The organism is Puniceibacterium sediminis, assembly GCF_900188035.1.
Taxonomy (GTDB): Bacteria; Pseudomonadota; Alphaproteobacteria; order Rhodobacterales; family Rhodobacteraceae; genus Puniceibacterium; species Puniceibacterium sediminis.
Genome location: NZ_FZNN01000002.1, coordinates 353,218 through 369,114 on the forward strand (window position 1 = coordinate 353,218; position 15,897 = coordinate 369,114).

17 protein-coding genes and 1 pseudogene are annotated in these 15,897 nt (G+C 57.1%); 5 read left to right on the forward strand and 13 right to left on the reverse strand.

What is annotated here, in order from left to right; translation table 11 throughout:
- Positions 1–375: 375 nt before the first annotated feature.
- Positions 376–765: a hypothetical protein gene (locus CHB75_RS04335; RefSeq protein WP_089269279.1), complete on the forward strand. Its 390-nt coding sequence runs from the start codon at positions 376–378 to the stop codon at positions 763–765.
- A gap of 111 nt (positions 766–876) precedes the next feature.
- Here CHB75_RS04335 and CHB75_RS04340 read toward each other — a convergent pair whose 3' ends face one another.
- A complete protein-coding gene (locus CHB75_RS04340; RefSeq protein WP_089269280.1) occupies positions 877–1,143 on the reverse strand; it encodes a hypothetical protein in 267 nt (88 codons plus the stop codon).
- Positions 1,144–1,333: 190 nt separating this feature from the next.
- On the opposite strand from CHB75_RS04340, the gene CHB75_RS04345 reads away from it, so the two are divergent.
- Both CHB75_RS04345 and CHB75_RS04355 read left to right on the forward strand, forming a co-directional pair.
- Positions 1,334–2,662: a MobA/MobL family protein gene (locus tag CHB75_RS04345; RefSeq protein ID WP_089269281.1), complete on the forward strand. Its 1,329-nt coding sequence runs from the start codon at positions 1,334–1,336 to the stop codon at positions 2,660–2,662.
- A 1,158-nt stretch (positions 2,663–3,820) separates the two neighbouring features.
- Positions 3,821–4,081 carry a hypothetical protein gene (locus CHB75_RS04355; RefSeq protein WP_089269283.1) on the forward strand — a complete coding sequence of 87 codons (261 nt, stop codon included), beginning with the start codon at positions 3,821–3,823 and terminating at the stop codon, positions 4,079–4,081.
- Between the two features lie 395 nt (positions 4,082–4,476).
- Here CHB75_RS04355 and istB read toward each other — a convergent pair whose 3' ends face one another.
- The 11 genes and pseudogenes from istB to CHB75_RS21605 all read right to left on the reverse strand — a co-directional run bounded on the left by istB (position 4,477) and on the right by CHB75_RS21605 (position 14,482).
- Positions 4,477–5,235 (reverse strand): IS21-like element helper ATPase IstB, encoded by a 759-nt coding sequence (gene istB, locus CHB75_RS04360; RefSeq protein ID WP_089269284.1) that lies wholly within the window; start codon positions 5,233–5,235, stop codon positions 4,477–4,479.
- A 10-nt stretch (positions 5,236–5,245) separates the two neighbouring features.
- A pseudogene (istA, locus tag CHB75_RS04365) lies at positions 5,246–6,893 on the reverse strand (IS21 family transposase).
- 429 nt (positions 6,894–7,322) lie between these two features.
- The gene (locus CHB75_RS04370) at positions 7,323–8,081 is read right to left on the reverse strand and encodes a hypothetical protein (RefSeq protein ID WP_089269285.1); all 759 of its coding nucleotides are present in this window, start codon (positions 8,079–8,081) and stop codon (positions 7,323–7,325) included.
- Between the two features lie 38 nt (positions 8,082–8,119).
- Positions 8,120–8,869: a hypothetical protein gene (locus CHB75_RS04375; protein WP_089269286.1), complete on the reverse strand. Its 750-nt coding sequence runs from the start codon at positions 8,867–8,869 to the stop codon at positions 8,120–8,122.
- Positions 8,869–9,645 carry a hypothetical protein gene (locus CHB75_RS04380; protein WP_089269287.1) on the reverse strand — a complete coding sequence of 259 codons (777 nt, stop codon included), beginning with the start codon at positions 9,643–9,645 and terminating at the stop codon, positions 8,869–8,871. Before CHB75_RS04380 ends, CHB75_RS04375 begins: the two co-directional genes overlap by 1 nt.
- Complete coding sequence (locus tag CHB75_RS04385) at positions 9,645–11,465, reverse strand: hypothetical protein (RefSeq protein ID WP_089269288.1); 1,821 nt, start codon at positions 11,463–11,465, stop codon at positions 9,645–9,647. The genes CHB75_RS04380 and CHB75_RS04385 overlap by 1 nt, the downstream gene beginning before the upstream one ends.
- Positions 11,466–11,467: 2 nt before the next feature.
- Positions 11,468–11,695: a hypothetical protein gene (locus CHB75_RS04390; RefSeq protein ID WP_089269289.1), complete on the reverse strand. Its 228-nt coding sequence runs from the start codon at positions 11,693–11,695 to the stop codon at positions 11,468–11,470.
- Between the two features lie 100 nt (positions 11,696–11,795).
- Complete coding sequence (locus CHB75_RS04395) at positions 11,796–12,224, reverse strand: very short patch repair endonuclease (protein ID WP_089269290.1); 429 nt, start codon at positions 12,222–12,224, stop codon at positions 11,796–11,798.
- Complete coding sequence (locus CHB75_RS04400; protein ID WP_089269291.1) at positions 12,221–13,774, reverse strand: DNA cytosine methyltransferase; 1,554 nt, start codon at positions 13,772–13,774, stop codon at positions 12,221–12,223. The genes CHB75_RS04395 and CHB75_RS04400 overlap by 4 nt, the downstream gene beginning before the upstream one ends.
- A complete protein-coding gene (locus tag CHB75_RS04405) occupies positions 13,771–13,950 on the reverse strand; it encodes a type II toxin-antitoxin system Phd/YefM family antitoxin (protein WP_089269329.1) in 180 nt (59 codons plus the stop codon). The genes CHB75_RS04400 and CHB75_RS04405 overlap by 4 nt, the downstream gene beginning before the upstream one ends.
- Before the next feature lie 223 nt (positions 13,951–14,173).
- The gene (locus tag CHB75_RS21605; protein ID WP_089269292.1) at positions 14,174–14,482 is read right to left on the reverse strand and encodes a fused MFS/spermidine synthase; all 309 of its coding nucleotides are present in this window, start codon (positions 14,480–14,482) and stop codon (positions 14,174–14,176) included.
- Between CHB75_RS21605 and CHB75_RS04415 the strand changes: the two genes are divergently transcribed.
- Entirely contained in the window at positions 14,463–14,891 is a 429-nt protein-coding gene (locus tag CHB75_RS04415) for a tyrosine-type recombinase/integrase (RefSeq protein WP_089269293.1), read from the forward strand. The two genes, CHB75_RS21605 and CHB75_RS04415, sit on opposite strands and share 20 nt — an antisense overlap.
- Positions 14,892–14,951: 60 nt before the next feature.
- Here the strand turns inward: CHB75_RS04415 and CHB75_RS22335 are convergent, their stop codons facing one another.
- Positions 14,952–15,074, reverse strand: coding sequence for a hypothetical protein (locus CHB75_RS22335; RefSeq protein WP_281253178.1), 123 nt, complete (start codon positions 15,072–15,074; stop codon positions 14,952–14,954).
- Positions 15,075–15,332: 258 nt separating this feature from the next.
- On the opposite strand from CHB75_RS22335, the gene CHB75_RS04420 reads away from it, so the two are divergent.
- On the forward strand, positions 15,333–15,897 hold a 565-nt coding region (locus CHB75_RS04420), incomplete at its 3' end, for a hypothetical protein (protein ID WP_141135074.1).

The window sequence follows — 15,897 nt, forward strand, 5'->3', positions numbered from 1 at the left end:
CGGACACACCGAGAACAATAGAGTCCTTTTAGCGGCGACAAGCGCCGCCAGAAGTGGGGTCGCACACAGACCAAGGTCCAGCGCTACCGGAGGAGCCGCTGCAAGAAGACCTACTCCGGCCGGACCGGACCCGTCATCGGCCACATTCACCGACCTGACCTCTTCATGGTCGCGCTCCGAGATATGCGGGGCACCTCGCCCACGATCTCGCAATCTTCCAGCCTCTTCCCCCCAAAGGTAGGGTAAATATCGCCAACGGCACATGTGCCACCCAGCTGTTCTAACGGGTGTCAAACCCTCGACGGTCCAGGTGCGGGGACCTTGACAGCCTGTTGGTGTCGAGATTACGGGGACTGGTTTTTGAAAGGAATCTTCGTGACAACACTGAAAAGCAGCGAAACCTTCCTGGCGGGGGACACGTCGGGCCTCGTGGAACTTCTTGAAAAGTTGCAAATCTTTAATGCCGAGGATACGTCCCCGCATAAAAAAAACGTAGCGCCCGGGAAGTTCCGCGCTGATGTGGTATCTGGTGATATCTCTCTGGAAAACGATGACATCATGACTGCTGTACTCAATCAGTCTGAGAGTCTTGAAAATGCACTTTTTAGCTGTGTCGAGCATGGCGCCGAGAATGGCATTCCGGAGCACCTCATCCCCCAACTACATGAGATTGTTTTTTACATACATACGATATTCGGTGAGGTCCCGGCAAAAAAAATACGCCAGATGTACGCTCTCTTTGGTAGAGACGAATATCTATGGTGATACTACTATCTGATGTGCTGAAGAGCCAAGAAGCAGGATATCGTGCGCCTAACACAGCGATGGGCCAAGGCGGGGTTTCGTTTTGCTCAATAAGCGCCTGACAACCAAAAATCACGGTTCAGTAACAACGGCCGTGGCCCGTTTCAGCGGTCGCAGCCCGAGGAACTCACGATCCTTCTCGCGCTCGATTCTCTCATCCAACAACTCTCGGAGCTTCAAGCTCTTTGTCTCATCGGCTTCCCGCAATAGCCGCAGCACAGAGGCACCATAAAGTATCTTCCTGCGTGTATCCTCGGTCCGTGAAATTTTGCGGGCCCGTACCTGCAAGTCCTTCAGCCGATTTTGTGCCTGAGCAATCTGTGTTTCCAGGGTCGCCATTTTGTATCCTTTCGTCGGTCAGGATATAAATGGTGCCTGGGAAATTGCTTCGCTCCTCGGAACAGCGAAGCGTGGCCTTTGGCCCCGACTGCCGTAGGCAAGCGCGCAGTTACGCAAACTGAAGTTTGCCGCGCCCCTCGCCGGGGGGCTTTTGGAGCGGAAACCGCTTCCGGGCATCATCTCCCGATGCATGATACATGCAGCAAGCCATCTGACCCTTTCAACTTACTCGCGCGCCGACGGCCATTCGTCGGTGGCGGCTGCCGCCTATCGCGGGCGTACATCCTTTGTCGATCTGCGCACCGGGCGGCGCCATACCTACCGTTCAAAGACGGGCCTTCTGTCCGACGAAATCATCGGCTGGACAGGCACAGCAGCAGAGCTGTGGAACGCCGCAGAAGCTGCCGAAACCAGGTCCAACGCGCGCGTGGCGAGGGAACTGCGCCCCGCTCTGCCCGCCGATCTACCGCTCGGCACCCAGATCCGGCTGGTCCGAGGAATGGCGCTGTGGCTCAGGGATCAATACGGTGTAGCCGTACAAGCGAACATCCATGCGCCGAATTTCCACGATCAAGATGCCGGGAAGATCTTCTGGAAAAACATCGGCGGCAAAGTCGATGACAGGAATTTATCCAGACTTTGGGACCCGGCGGCAACAAACCTGAACTTTCACGCGCATCTCTTGTTCTCAACGCGTCGAGTCGATCCCCAAACCGGCGCGTTTGCCGGAAAGACGCGAGAGCTGGACGACAAGACACAGGGTCCAGCAGAGCTATTGCGGATTCGCTCAGAGTGGGAAAAACGAACGAATGCGGCGCTGGAAAAGGTCGGCAGCAAAAGCCGCATCGACATGCGTTCCTATAACCGAATGGCGGAGGCGGGCGATGCCCCCGGAGGCCTGATCGCTCAAAAACACCTTGGTCCGAGGCGCACGGCCCGCGGTCGCCGCTTGAACCGGAACCTGGGCAAGGATCACTCGGTCGCCCGGCAACGCCGAGAGGACGTGCGCGACCACAATGCGCTGGCATGGGAGACCTGGATGCAATTGCGCGCCCTGGATCGCGCGCAGGCCAGAGAGGAAGATTCGGCTAAAATCGCCAGGGCCCGCGAGGACGAGCGAAAGGAAGCTGCCGCAAAGGCACGGCAGAAGCTCCAAGCCGCGCGCACGCGTGAAGAGGCGGAAGCCGCTCTGGCCTCCGCCCATTTTATCGACGCCATTCATCCGGAATCTCCGATGGCGGCTGCTGCGGCGGCAGCGCGAGATCCTGAAACCTGGGCACGAGCCATGCATCAATCAGGGCATCAGCCTGACCTTGCCGCATCAATGGCGCGTGACGGGCTCAATCCGTCGTTGTCGAGCTTGCCGGAGCGCCCTTCTTTGCAGACGCGGTCGGAGGAGGCGCCTGACGAGTTTTCGCTGGAGCTCGATTTGGAGACTTACGAGCCGCCGGTTGCCCCTTCGGCTTCGCCGCCGGTTTTGGTTGTTCAGCACGTGCGAGTTTTGTCTCGAGTTCGATGATTGTTTTCTCCAGCTCGTCGACGAGCTGGATCAGGTTTGCCTTCTCGCCGCGCAGCTTTTCCATTTCGCTCTGGTGATCGCGTTGCTGGAGGCTGAGATTGCGGTGCCACTCCTCCTGTTGTGTGGCGATGAGGCGAGCAATAAGCTGTTGCATGCTCGCGCGTAGTGCCTGCAAACCCGCGTCAATCCTGGCCTCAGCGTCGTCCGGAAGCACGATTTCTGAATGCGACGGTGCATCATTCTGCTCCGCGCGGTGCTGTTCCCAAATTTTCTTAACCCGGTCGAATTTGCCTTGTTTGCCCAGTTTTTCAAAAATTTGCCACGGGCGCGGGTCATCTCCGAGCTCTAACGCCAGAGCTTCCCCGGACCTGATGATTTCGGCTTGTGTGTGAATGGCGGCCATGCTGGTTGTCCTTCCTGTTTCCATGTGTGAGGGACTTGGGCATGTTTTTTCACGAGCCAAAAATGTAATCAAACTTTTCGCCTGACTGACCACGTTCCGCAAGTTTGCAAGTAAGTCAGTTCTTAGGTCAGTAAGTTACGTAAGTAAGTTGGTAAGTTACGTAAGTAAGTAAGTAAGTAAGTAAGCTGCTCTGGTTCCTGGATCGAGGTGGCCGGATTTCTCGCCCAAGGGAATTGCGCGATCACTGGATGTCTACTTGGCGATGCCAAGAGGATCGGTGACCGGGCCGCAAACGTCTGCATGACCTCGGAAAATCCATACGCTCGTCACTGCACAGGAAAACCGGTTGTCAGGCGCCATGATCTTGTCGCTGAATGTCGCGGGTCGACACGTTAGCCTTCCTTGAGGAAGACATTCACGACGTCCCCAAGGGGGTGAGTACGCGATTGGTGAAGACTTAATGGATCACTGGGCGGTAAAGCCCCTTGGCCTTCGAGCGAGAGGCGGCCTAAACGAGTTGAGAAATCGGGACGCAACCGGGACAATACCACCCTATTAAGTCGTGATAAAAAGCAGAAGCGATATAAGGTATTATTATACAATATATTTATCCTTGGCCGCAAGCCTGTCACACACGGCTGAGCAAGATTTTTTTAGAAATTTGCAGATTTATGTTTTTCAGTTTGGGGCGGGATACCCAAGTCAGTTCTGCCGGACAGTAAGGTCGGCAAAATTTGGTTCAACAAGGAGATATCATGTCAACCAAAGACACTCTCGTTCCACTCGCATTCAGCATTGAGCAGGCACTATGTGTAGATGATAGTTTCATCACCGCGACCATTGCGGTTGTAGAAAATGCCGTGAATAAAACCCTGATCGTCGAAGCCGAAATGTCGGCTCCTGGTTTGCCACCGCATATTGAAAACGCAAAATGGCTGGAAAATCAGGATAGCGCTCTGGCATTCGTTAGTGAGCACTTTGCCGAAATACAAAAACTCCTGGCAGAGCTCACTTGAATAAACGGTCAATCACGACTGGTGAAGATGTCTGCGTTCTGGGTGAGGTATCGCCCGGAACGCTACAATGCCGATATCCTCCGTTGGAAAGGCGGATATATATAGGCTATTTCAGTTTAGGCCGAAGTGAATCAATACGATTTGCGGATACCCCCATTCTCAATGGGAATTATGCCGCTACCCCGGGTCACCTCTGGGTGGAAATTAACACGCCACAGATTGACCGCCTGCTTGCCCGTCTTTTTTCAAGTTACCCCGAGGCAATCCTCTTTGATCATAACTCTTCGGTGCGTATTCCGGAGTATCCGCCCACTCATTCCGACAACATGCGCCCACTTGTTCCGGAGCATCCGCCCACCTGTGACGCGTTGCCGTGAGGCAGTGGAATTCGAGTATCAGGTTTGAGGCATTTCGTCATCCATTTTGGCGATGGTTTTCCGCATGGACGCGCCCTCGAGCTCGAGGCGGTAGGCGTTGTGGACGATGCGGTCGAGGATGGCGTCGGCGAAGGTGGGCTCGCCGATGACGTCGTGCCACGCTGTGATAGGCAACTGGCTGGTGATCATGGTCGCGCCGCGGCCGTAGCGCTCCTCGACGATCTCCATCAGATCGCGGCGTTGCGTGGCGGTGAGTCTATCCGGACCCCAGTCGTCCAGGATTAACAGTTGCGCCTTGGTGATGCTGCGGAACAGGCGCAGAAAGCGCCCGTCACCATGGGCCAGTTCCAGTTCTTCGAAGAGCCGTGGCATCCGTTTGTAGACCACGGTGACGCCGTCGCGACAGGCCGCTTGCGCCAGGGTGCAACCGAGCCAGGTCTTGCCGACCCCACAGGGGCCGGTGATGATCAGGTTGCGCTTGTCGGTGATCCATTTGGCGGTGAGCAGGCTTTGGAACAGCGCCTTGTCGAGGCCGCGCCTTGCGCGGTAATCGACGTCCTCTGGACAGGCACCCACATGGCGCAGCCTGGCCGAGCGCATGCGGGCCTCGAAGCGCTTGGTTTCACGGCTGGCGACCTCGCGGTCGACCAACAAGCCAAGCCATTCGGCGTGGCTGAGATCGGCAGCAGCGTCCTGAGATTGCAGTTCGCAGAACGCTTCGGCCATACCATCGAGCCGCAGGGCCTTCAGGTGATCGAGGGTTGGGTGGTCAAGCATTGTGTTCCTTTCAATGGAAGTAATCGGCGCGTCCCGCCGAAGGCGGGCCTTTTGATTGAGTCGGCGCACCTTTGGTGCGACGGATGTTGGTGTGGGTGATGGCAGGCTCCTCCGTGGCGCGGGTGCGGGGCTTGCTCTCCAGCCCATTCTTCAGGATCGAATGGACTGATGAGTAGGATCGGGCGTTGATCTCCAAGGCGCGATGGCAGGCGGCATCGAGGCGGTCCCGGCCAAACCTGTCAGCCAGCCGGATTACGCCCAGACAGGTGCGATAGCCTTGTTCGGGGTGCTTGCGGTCCCGCATCACGACCTCGGCGAAGATCGCGACGTTCGGCCCGATGCGGGCGGCCCAGGCCTGGAGGCGCTGCGGCGTCCAGTCCTCGCGGAACCTGTGGTGCGCGGGCATGTGATCGCGCTGCGTGGAGTGCTGCCCGTTCCCGGAGGTGCGCACATGGGATGCGACACGCTGCCCGATATGGAAGACTTCGACCGTCCGGGCGGTGATGCGCGCCCACAGCTCCTTCTTCAGCAACTGATGGGGCACGGAGTAATAATGCCGGTCGATCGCGATGTGGTAATCGAGCCCGGCGCGGCACTTCTTCCATTCGGCATAGACATAGGACGCCACCGGCAGCGGCTTCAGGGCGGGCTTGTCCAGCTGCTCGAACAGCTGCCTGCGGCTGGCGCCGAGATGGCGCGAGACCTTGTCGTTGAGCTGGTCCAGAAGTGGGCGAATGGCCGCGTTCACGTCCTCAAGGCTGAAGAACTGACGGTTGCGCAGTCGCGCCGTCGCACCAGAGGTGCGCCTCGGAACCAAATGGCGCACCTCTGGTGCGACATCCAGCGTTCAACCAGCAAAACCGCGCCCTCAACATTTGCTTTATCCTTTGGTTTGTGCGGCCGCGCAGGCACAACGGCCGTGTCGTAATGCGCGGCCAGATCTCCATAGGTCCGGTTGATCACAGGGTCGTAGAAGCACGCCTTGGTGACCCCGGCCTTCAGGTTGTCCGCTGCCCGGCAGTTGTTTGCTTGCAAACAATGAGAGGGGAGACGATCTGCGCTGTCACACCCCCGAGGAAGCCGAAGGCGCGCACATGGCTCGCGACCCAATCCGGCAGCGATTGCGTCCAGGTCGCCTCCGCAAAGGTGTAGCTCGAGGCTCCGAGGGCGGCGACGAACAGCTGTGCCGTGCGCACTTCGCCGGTCATGGGGTCAATCACGTCGATCGTGTGCCCTGCGTAATCGACAAACAGCCGCTCGCCCGCCGGGTGGCGCTGGCGCATTACTGGCGACAGCTTGCCTTCCCACCGCGTGTAAAGCTCGCAGAACCGGGAATAGCCGTAGCCCTCCGGATGATCGGTGCGATATTCCTCCCACAGCAACGACAGCGTCACGCCCTTGCGGCGCAACTCGCGGTGAACATGTGCCCAGTCAGGCTGGGTCGCGATACGTTTGGTGTTCTGGTAGGCCCGATCAAACAGACGATGCTCGAGCTCCGTATCTGACATCTCTGGCGGCAGCGGCCAACTCAGGCCCAACTCGGTGGCACGTTCAAGATAGCCCCGAAGGGTGGTCCGCCCGATCGCAAGGCTCGCCGCAATTTGACGGGTCGAAAGACCCTCGGCTGACAGCCGCAACACGTCTCGTATCTTCTGCATCGGCAATCTCTTCATCGGGCTTCCTTCGTGCCAAAAGGGCGGAAGGTAGCCGGTTACAGATTGCCTCGCAGCGGCACGTCACAGGGGTGGGCGCATACCCCGGAATCGGTGGGCGCATCAAATCGGAATCGGTGGGCGCATCACCCCGGAATACGCACTCTTCGGCACCATCTTATTATTGTAGCAAGACCTGCAATAAAACGCCCTGACCGTTACGCAGGCACAAAAAGGTAGATAACCCATGGCTATGAAGACTTTCACACTGCAATACAGCATAGGTCCTTCCGGTGAGACAGCGCACATTACCAAAATGCGCAACGATCTCTACCGGATGTTCCACACCGACTACATCCTCCGCTGGAAAAGCGAGGTAATACAGGCCCTTTCAGATTAGGACGAAGTGAACCAACACGGTTTGCGGACACCCCCTTAAAAAAGGTAGGTAAAGACCCGATGCAGTGTCTCGACGATTTGGCCGCCAAGACCGTACAGGGACAGCCCGGCCCCGGTTCCGGCTGCAACAGCACCGGCTTTTGCAAAGTCGGTGAGCCGCTGACCCGCCCACAGCGCCGATTTCATCCCAAGTGTGACCAGAATGTTCGAGCTGCGTTCAACCGTATCGATATCGGGGGCATCACCTGAAACCGCGCTCTCAATGCGGGAGATCGCTCGGACGGCTTCCGAAAAATCATCTGCTCCGAGGACGATGTTTTCGGGCGGATTGTTGTGGCCGATGCCCGCAACCGGACGTGGTTCGGGTGCAAGTGAGGAGATCATCTCCTTAAGTTGGCTCAGCCCGGTCAGGACATCCTCCAGCCCGACCACTTCAGCACCACGATTGCCGCCCATCTGCCCGATGGCGCGTAGCGTACTCTGCCTTTCGTCAAGCAGGCCGTGTATTCTGGCCTTTACATTTTTGCCAACCTGCGGCGCGGCGGAATATGCTTTGAGTGTCGCCTCTCCCCGCTCCTGCATGATCTGAGAAATATTTCTTAGACGATACCGGACTGAGGCTTCGTTCCGGTTCGAAAGAGGCCCGGAAGCCAGCAGCTTTTCCTGCTCGATCACAGAGAACGGTACACCTGAAGCTTCCAGCTGCAGCAAATACAGATAAGCATCTATTGAAGTCCGGAGTTCTGATTCGCTCCAGGGAGCATTCGCTGATCTATTGTCTTCCTGCTCTGCCAACTGCCGCTTTCCTGTTTCAGATACTTTTCAAGAACCAATTAGGACGCCTTCGACTGACCTGCCTCCATCTGCTTCCGCCACTTCTCAAACTCGTCCGGCAGAATACCGATGAATGCGCTGTCGGTCATACATTCGGGATCGTAGGTCAGGTCCAGCTGCCGCAGAATAAGCCCGAACCTGCGCGCGCTGCCCCGTCCGTTGCCTGCAACACCGGTTCGCGGACGCGATTTCTGCTTGTCGAAGTACAACTTATTGGCTGCCTTGATGATCGGTCGGCTGGCAAGAACCTGCTGGCGACCGCCAAACTGTTCCAGAATTTCGCCATGCACGCTGAGCGGATGTGCCTGTTTGCGGGGCGAAATCAGAAGGAAGCGCGAGGCGTCGCTGTGATCTTTCACCAGCTGCCACGGCGAACGAACCAGATGGCGGTAGTAATGACGATAATCGGAACTGAGAACGTAAAGGTACTCCTGTTTGGGTGTCCGGTTGCCGCCTGCATCCGGCGGACACAGCCTGTCAAACCAATACAGGGCAAGGGCGCTCCACAATCCGGCATCGCCGCTGATTGCTGCAGGATCAGACTCCTTCAGCAGGCTGTTGAGATAGACGCCAAACATATATCTGTCGTCAAACTGTCCCGATCCCGGCTGAATATCGGGTTTAAGCGGAGCCGAAGTTTCCGGGTTCTCCAGCAGGTGCAGAGGAGGCGGACCTTCCGCGCCGTCCCTGATGTAGTCTCTGAACGCGGCTATTCCGGCTTCGTTGAGTTTTCTGAATTTTGCACTCATCACGACTCCTCCGAGGCCTTTCTGATTTTCTCGATCAGTGACAGGTTTTCGCAGAACCGCATCACGACCTCGTCAATCCAGTCCTCCTTGGCGATGTCATCGGAAAACTCGCGCGGATCGTCTTCAGCCCCCAGTTCTGCGCGACAGTATTCCAGCCACTCTTCCTTCCAGCCGGGTTCGTCTTCACTCTCGCCGGTCTCGGACACCCGGGCCAGTTCCTTCAGAACGATCCGCAAGGCTGCAGGAAGCAGCAGCGCCTGCATCATCGGGCTTTCAAGGAGTTTATGAGCGAAGCCGGGTATGCGCTTGTTGACGATCAGGACAGGGCGATCCCCCTGTTCAATCTCGACCTTCCAGACATCGTGCCGAAGGTCCCGGTACAGAATCGGAAAGATGCTGCGACGGCTCTCACTGTCATCTTCACTCCGGGGTTTCAGCCGTTCGGCGGAAGCAAGCAGTTTGCCCGGCTCGTCATCGTTATCAACCACCTTCAGGCGGAACAAAACGGAACCGCTTTTGTCCACCTCGCTGAGTACCAGAACATCAGGGACCTCCGGTGCATCGACCGTTCCGCAGTCGAAGCGCATCCCGGAAGATCGGTGATAGGCTTCTACCGCGACGCGCGCTCCGCCTGGAAACCCCTGATTCTGCAGCTTCAGGTCGATCTTCGCCTTGAGCGGTTCATCGGTTCCGGTTTCCAGCATACTGATCTCGATGCACTCCCGTCCGATGCGTTTGCGCCCTGTAGAGTTGATGCGTCGTTTGGCCGTACTCATTACGAAGTCCTCGCATCTACAATCAGGTCACGCTGCGTATCGAAACCGCTGGCTTTCAGATGAAAGTCAGCAGCCGTAACGTCAAAGAACAGAATATTGGCCTTGGCGACCTTGATGTCGCCGCTTGTCGTTTCGAATGTCAGCTTTTTCGTGCTATTCAGGTCAAAGTCAAAGGAGCTGAAACGTTTGAACGGATCAGCGCCGATCATGTCATAGGCCATCCTGACGCGAATCCGCTTCGGAAAGGTCCATTTCTGCGCGCCAGGCCCTGAAAGGATTTCGAAACCGCCGTTCCCCGGTTTGATCCGTATCGCTGTCTCACGGGGATCAATGTCGATTTTGGGTTTCCTGACGCGCTTCTTTTTGCCTTTTGTTGCCTGAGCCTTGTCGGCCAGAGAAAAGAAGTCGATCAGGGCGTCATCGTCCTGCGTTTCCTTCTGATCGGCAATCATGTTGTACAGGTCACGCAGCGACTGCCTGATCGCCGAGAGGGTTTTTCTCGGATGATCCCAGTTGGCATTGAACTTTTCAGCGTTGGAGTTCCACGCCGTGTGCGCCGGATTTTCAGCGTCTCCCAGGAACTCGGCCACAATATCGTCGTGTGCAATCATCGCACCGCGGGCCACAGCTCCGGCAAAGTGGCGTTCGCCGGGCAGCGTTATCGGTCCCCGTGCGAACAGCGAGAACGGGTCTTCCTCTTCGGCAAGCGCCCTGACGAAAAGATCGATATTTCCGCTCTGCTGCGCCTTTCCCTTCGGCTTCAGCATAACCGGAACACGAAGGTGGACGAGACCGCCCCCCGAAAACGCGGCCTTCATGGTTTCAACCTGTTCGGACGTCAGATGCTCCGGCGAAAGTCGGGCATTTCCTATGGTGCCGGAGGCAACCGCTGCCTCCTGCGATCCGAGCGCATCGCTGATTTCCTTTACAAAGGCAAACGGAACGGACGCACCAGGTTGCCCGACGCTTGCAGCCACATCCAGAAACGACCCTGCATTGACGAGAACGTCACCCACTTCGACTTCCAGCCGACCGGCGAGGATCGGAAAGTAGTAGTTGTTCACCACCCCGGCGAGAATGGTATCATCGGTGACGCTGTCGATCAGATAGGGAATAATGACGCTAAGACCTGTTTGGTCGGTACGTTCAAGCCCGTAGAGCGCCTTGAACTGCGCAATCTCTTCGCAGTCCTGAACCGGCAGTTGCAGGTTCAGTCCGTTGCCGGAACGACCGTCGAACCAGAAACCGTGCGCCGGGTGGTAGACGTTTTCAATGGAATGGTTTTTGAGTACGGCCTGTCCCATGACAGAGGGACAGCTCTCGCCCTTGCGGACCGTCAGTCCAAAAAATGCGCTGATCTTTGAAGAGGACGAGTAGACCAGCTTCCCAAGTCCCCATCGCCCGCCTTTCTGCCCGGACTTTTCGGACTCGCCTACAGCCCGCCAGAAATTGTCGAAGTTATCCTTGTCCAGATCTTCAAAGCTGCCAGTCAATCCTCTGGTATTGTAATCCTCAATGACCAGAACGCGCGCCGGGCCTTGCTCGGCTCCGGGCAGATCAAGACCGCAAACACTGAGATGCGGAAGAAGGCCCTGGAACTGCGCTGCAAGCTGACCGGCCTCATCACCGTTCAGAGTTTTTAGCTGAAAGCTGACTTTGACGGGCGCGTCCTCGCTGCCCGCGTCAGAAGAGTTCTGAATGACTTCCCTGACCAGCGCCTCGGCCAGACCGACATCGTCGTTGTTAAACTGGTCGCGCTGCGTCACGCCAATTCGGACGCTCGAAGGGTCTGCTTTATTAAATTCCCAATATCCTGCCATTCTCACTCTTCCAGTCTGAAATCGGTGTCCTTCCCGCCCGAGTCTCCGAGAAACCGGCCTTTCGCCGAGTCCAGCTCCTTCTGGAGCGCACGGACGATCTTACGAGCGTCTTCCTCCGTGTATTCATACGAATTTCTATTGGCGAGATTGCCAATCAGCCGGATGTCCTTGATCGCACGGTTCACCCGTGACTCAGCCAGGTCAATGAACTTCTTGCGTTTGTCGCGCATGTGGAACTCCTTGTGCCTACGCACATTAATTGCACATGCATAATATGTGAGTCAACTGTACTCATGTACATTTTTGAAATGTACATAATCTATACGCCATCTATGGCCGCGGAGCTGCCGTAAGAAGCTGATTTTTCAACATGTCCAGGAGTGCTTCTGGATCACTCTTCAACTCACACTCCCATACGGTCAGGACCCGCCACCCGGCACTTTCCAGCTGCGTCTGCTTTTCCCGGTCCCGCTCTACTGTCCTGCGAAACTTCTCCGTCCAGAAGCTGGTGCTCGTCTTTGGCATCGTCGCACTCGAACACCCCTCTTGACGGTGCCAGAAGCACCCGTGAACGAAGATGACCGTGCGGTACTTCGGGAGAACGATGTCAGGTTTTCCAGGCAGGCCAGGCGCATGCAGCCGAAAGCGAAAGCTTCTCCGGTGGAGAAGGCTACAAAGAAGAACTTCGGGTTTTGTGTCTTTGCCCCGGATTCGGGACATGTTCCAGCTGCGGTGCTCTTTCGAAATCCGGTCGGTCACGCATCCCCGTCTTTCATCTGATCAAGAACGTCCGCGATAATCGCCGCGATCTGCCGTGCAAGGTAGGGCGGCACGGCATTGCCGACCTGATGATACTGGGAGGTGCGCGGCCCCTCGAAGCGATAGTTGTCCGGGAAAGTCTGAAGACGGGCCGCCTCTCTGACCGTCAGGCTGCGGCACTGCCTCGGATCGTAGTGGATGAAGTAGTGTCCGTCTTTCGAGATGTGCGACGTAACGGTTGTGGAAGGCTGATCGGGGAGCTGAACCCGGAAGCGGTCGGAGAACATCTTTCCGGCCCTGCCGTCCTCAACATTTGCATGGTCGGGAAGCAGGCTGCGCGGAAAATCCGCCAGCTTCGGACTCTTGCCGGTAACAGATGCGAATGACGCTGCGAAGGCGTAACGTCGCAGGTCTGAAGGCATATGCGAGCGCGATTCATGGCTGTCCAGAACCGAAAGCTGCTCGTCATAAATGCTGTCGAGTACATCATGTGAAAGACGTGGACGCGCCGGATATTTAGAGGAAGACTTTTCCAGGCCTTTGAGAGGCCTTTCCAGGTCGATTCCCATCAGCTCCATCAGGTCACTGGCGTATTCGTGCCCGTTCATTTCCCTGCACACTGTTGCAGGGTCGAGGCCTTCGATTTCTCGGTACCATTTGTCGTAGCTGTCTCCCCCCCTTGAGATACCGCTTCTGATCTTAGGCAGGTTGCCGATGGTCTGTTTCAGTGTCGGCGGCTTGTGCGGCTTCAGTCTTTCGGGGCGTATACTGATATCTTTCCGCACGCCGACAATGAACATCCGGTGTCGCGCCTGCGGGACACCGTATTCTTCTGCGCGCACCAGAAATATGCGGGGATCGGCTTCAATACCCGGAAGCTCGTCTTCCGAGAGAGAATAGAGCCTGTACCCCAACCCGTTGGAAGACATGCCAAGCGCATCCTTTGGCGATGCGAGATCGGCTGTGATCCGTTTGATGACCAATTCGCCATTCACACGGGCCGAAAGCAGCCCCTTAACGTTTTCCATGACAAAAACGGGTGGAGCGTGATCGATGATGATGCGAAGATATTCTTTGTACAGAAAATGCCGCTCATCGTTTTCGAACTCAGGGTCACCCATCATTCTTGACCTGCCGACCAGGGAGTAGGCCTGACATGGCGGTCCGCCGACAAGCGCCCACTTCTTCTGGTTCTGAAGTCTTTCGCTGATCAGCTTGCGGACGCACTTTTGGTTGTCGGCTCCCAGAGAAATTCTGATTGCCGAGCACTCCGCGTGAGCCTTCTCGTTCGGGTGCAGTTCGTACAGTTCAGAAAGGGTGATGTTGCCTTTTAGATAGCGATAGTAATCTTCAGGGAGCACCCCGCCTTTGAAGCTCTTCAGGAAGTGCCGCAACAGAAGTGTCCGGTGAGCGAACTCGTCCTGCTCAATCGAAATCGCACTTCTAAAGCAGGCATCCTTCTTTCCGCGCGTCAGGGACGAAAAACCCTCTCCCAAGCCGCCCGGCCCCGCGAAGACGTCAATCAGTGGATAAGCCGCTTTTCTGGTCATTCTGGCTCCCCGGCACCAGTCCCGGATGCCTCGCTCGCCAGGCGCTCATAGTCTTCGACGCTGAGCACCACAACGACGGGCCTGCCGTGTTTTTCCACGGAAACAGGCTCCTGTCTTGCGGTATCGATCAAATAACCGAAGCGGTTTTTGGCATCGCGGGCGGACAGCGTTTTCATGCAGATTTGATCCAAAATGGCCATTTTAGCTAACGTGCATGAAGCTTGTGCCCGACGCAATCTGAATGTTCAGTGGTAGGTATGCTGTCGAACGGCAGATTACCCGTCGGGCAACGAATTCATAGCACTCGCGGCGAAAGACCGCTTTCCGCCCTCATGCCTGAGTTCGGTTTAATGCTGCGCCAAGCCCGAATGTCGTAGAAGGGCTGGCTGCCGTCGGTTGCTATGATCGCCGAGGCGGTTTGGGCCCGGTGTCTTCATGCTGCCCTGACGCAAGTCGGCTGTGAGCCCAAAACGACCTCAATCTCAAGCGGCGCTTCGGCGGATTACAACACTTGTTGCGGGTCAGGAGCGCGCGACGGCCATCCTCGTGAAGGATCGTAGCTGAGGTTGGATCGAACCAGAACGCCTCGGCGGCGAGTTCGGTGACCGCAGGGTCGATCTCGGCGACCGTGATCGGACCCGTTCCGCGCGTCGAGAAAGCCCGCGGCACGGCGTAATTGCCGCCGCCGATGGACCTCTCCGGCGGCACGATCGCGATCCGGTCACTGAAGAAGCGCAAGGACGCGGCAGGGCGCCAGAAGATCGTCTACAGAACCGTCCCCGTGCCGCCGGACTTCCTGGACACCCTGAATACGGCCCATGGTATCCGGGAAGCTCAGAAATCTCGCAAGAAAGCAGCCCAGCCAATCTGGCCGCTCAGCCGCGTTCGTGTCTGGCAGATCGTCAAGAAGATCATGATCGACGCCGGTCTGCCGGACGCGCCGCAGCGCAGCCCCAAAGGCCTCAGGCATGGCTTCGGCGTGCATGCGACAGTTCAGGGTGTTCCCTTGCATATGCTGCAGCGCTGGCTGGGACATGCCCAGTTGTCGACGACGGCGATCTACGCCAATGCTGTCGGCCGAGAAGAACACGGCATCGCAGCGCGAATGTGGAGATAGAAATGGATCTCATGCGAACCGATCCCTGCAGCACTGCAGGGCGCTATTACCGGATCGAACTCACGCCTTGCTTTCGAGGCCGATGAACCAAAGCGTCGCGAGGACCGCGATTGGCGCGATCGCGCCAATGACGGCGGCGCACGCAATCAGGTTCCAGTCGGCATTCCTCTTTTCGGATTTCATGTTCCACGCCTCCTGTTGCAAGGCAGCTCGGAGCGCGTCAGGAATTGCGCTCTTCAGGGTGTCTTGGTGCTTCTGGTCTGACCCGGCGGCTGGTTCATTTGCGGGGACGGGCGCGCGGGATGGTTTTCCGGGGCGGGAGTGTCGCCGGATGAGCCATTGAAGCCGGAATTTCGGGGTGTTTGGAGAACCGGAAGTTGCGTCAAGTTCCCTGGTGACCTACGGTCACAGTGAATTTAGAATGCTTGGATTATTTGAATTATGCCGAAGCAGGATACTGTCGAACCATCCGAGCCAAAGTATAAGGCTGCCGGCCAGTTCCTGAAGCACCATGTCAATCTGGGGTACCCCGGCGTGACGCAGCAACGGATCCTTGACAAGATGGTGCCGTACTGCGGTCCGAACGGGCCACCAAACAAGAGCACTCTGACCAAGTGGTACAACGGCAATTCGAAAATCAGCGACGACCTTCTGGAAGCGCTGTTGCTCACTCTCAGTGAGACCGACCATGTTCGCAGCCTCGAGGGAGGCGCGTTCGCGCTCCGTATCTGTCTTACTTTTCTCTATGAAGCCAACAACCTGAAAGACTGGCCAGAAGCATTAGGGCGGTACGATACTCCACCACTGGTGAAAATATATTTCCAAGAAAAGGATCAGCCAAAAGCGGAGCCGCAGAGCGGATCCCGGGATATTCAGGTCGGGAACGTCTTCGAGCTTGGCTCCTTGGTGCGCGAAGGTCTGCCGCCGGTTGCGCCGACGCTGCCGCTCCTGGACCGGGCGCAGATCATCGACGGGGGCGAGCCGAGCCTGTTCAATGCGCTGAGCT

Bases quoted from the DNA above. Each gene is read 5' to 3' on its own strand.
- CHB75_RS04340 (WP_089269280.1), bottom strand. From the start codon at position 1,143: ATGGCGACCCTGGAAACACAGATTGCTCAGGCACAAAATCGGCTGAAG.
- CHB75_RS04345 (WP_089269281.1), top strand. From the start codon at position 1,334: ATGATACATGCAGCAAGCCATCTGACCCTTTCAACTTACTCGCGCGCC.
- CHB75_RS04355 (WP_089269283.1), top strand. From the start codon at position 3,821: ATGTCAACCAAAGACACTCTCGTTCCACTCGCATTCAGCATTGAGCAG.
- istB (WP_089269284.1), bottom strand. From the start codon at position 5,235: ATGCTTGACCACCCAACCCTCGATCACCTGAAGGCCCTGCGGCTCGAT.
- CHB75_RS04375 (WP_089269286.1), bottom strand. From the start codon at position 8,869: ATGAGTGCAAAATTCAGAAAACTCAACGAAGCCGGAATAGCCGCGTTC.
- CHB75_RS04380 (WP_089269287.1), bottom strand. From the start codon at position 9,645: ATGAGTACGGCCAAACGACGCATCAACTCTACAGGGCGCAAACGCATC.
- CHB75_RS04385 (WP_089269288.1), bottom strand. From the start codon at position 11,465: ATGGCAGGATATTGGGAATTTAATAAAGCAGACCCTTCGAGCGTCCGA.
- CHB75_RS04390 (WP_089269289.1), bottom strand. From the start codon at position 11,695: ATGCGCGACAAACGCAAGAAGTTCATTGACCTGGCTGAGTCACGGGTG.
- CHB75_RS04400 (WP_089269291.1), bottom strand. From the start codon at position 13,774: ATGACCAGAAAAGCGGCTTATCCACTGATTGACGTCTTCGCGGGGCCG.
- CHB75_RS04405 (WP_089269329.1), bottom strand. From the start codon at position 13,950: ATGAAAACGCTGTCCGCCCGCGATGCCAAAAACCGCTTCGGTTATTTG.
- CHB75_RS04415 (WP_089269293.1), top strand. From the start codon at position 14,463: ATGGACCTCTCCGGCGGCACGATCGCGATCCGGTCACTGAAGAAGCGC.
- CHB75_RS22335 (WP_281253178.1), bottom strand. From the start codon at position 15,074: ATGAAATCCGAAAAGAGGAATGCCGACTGGAACCTGATTGCGTGCGCC.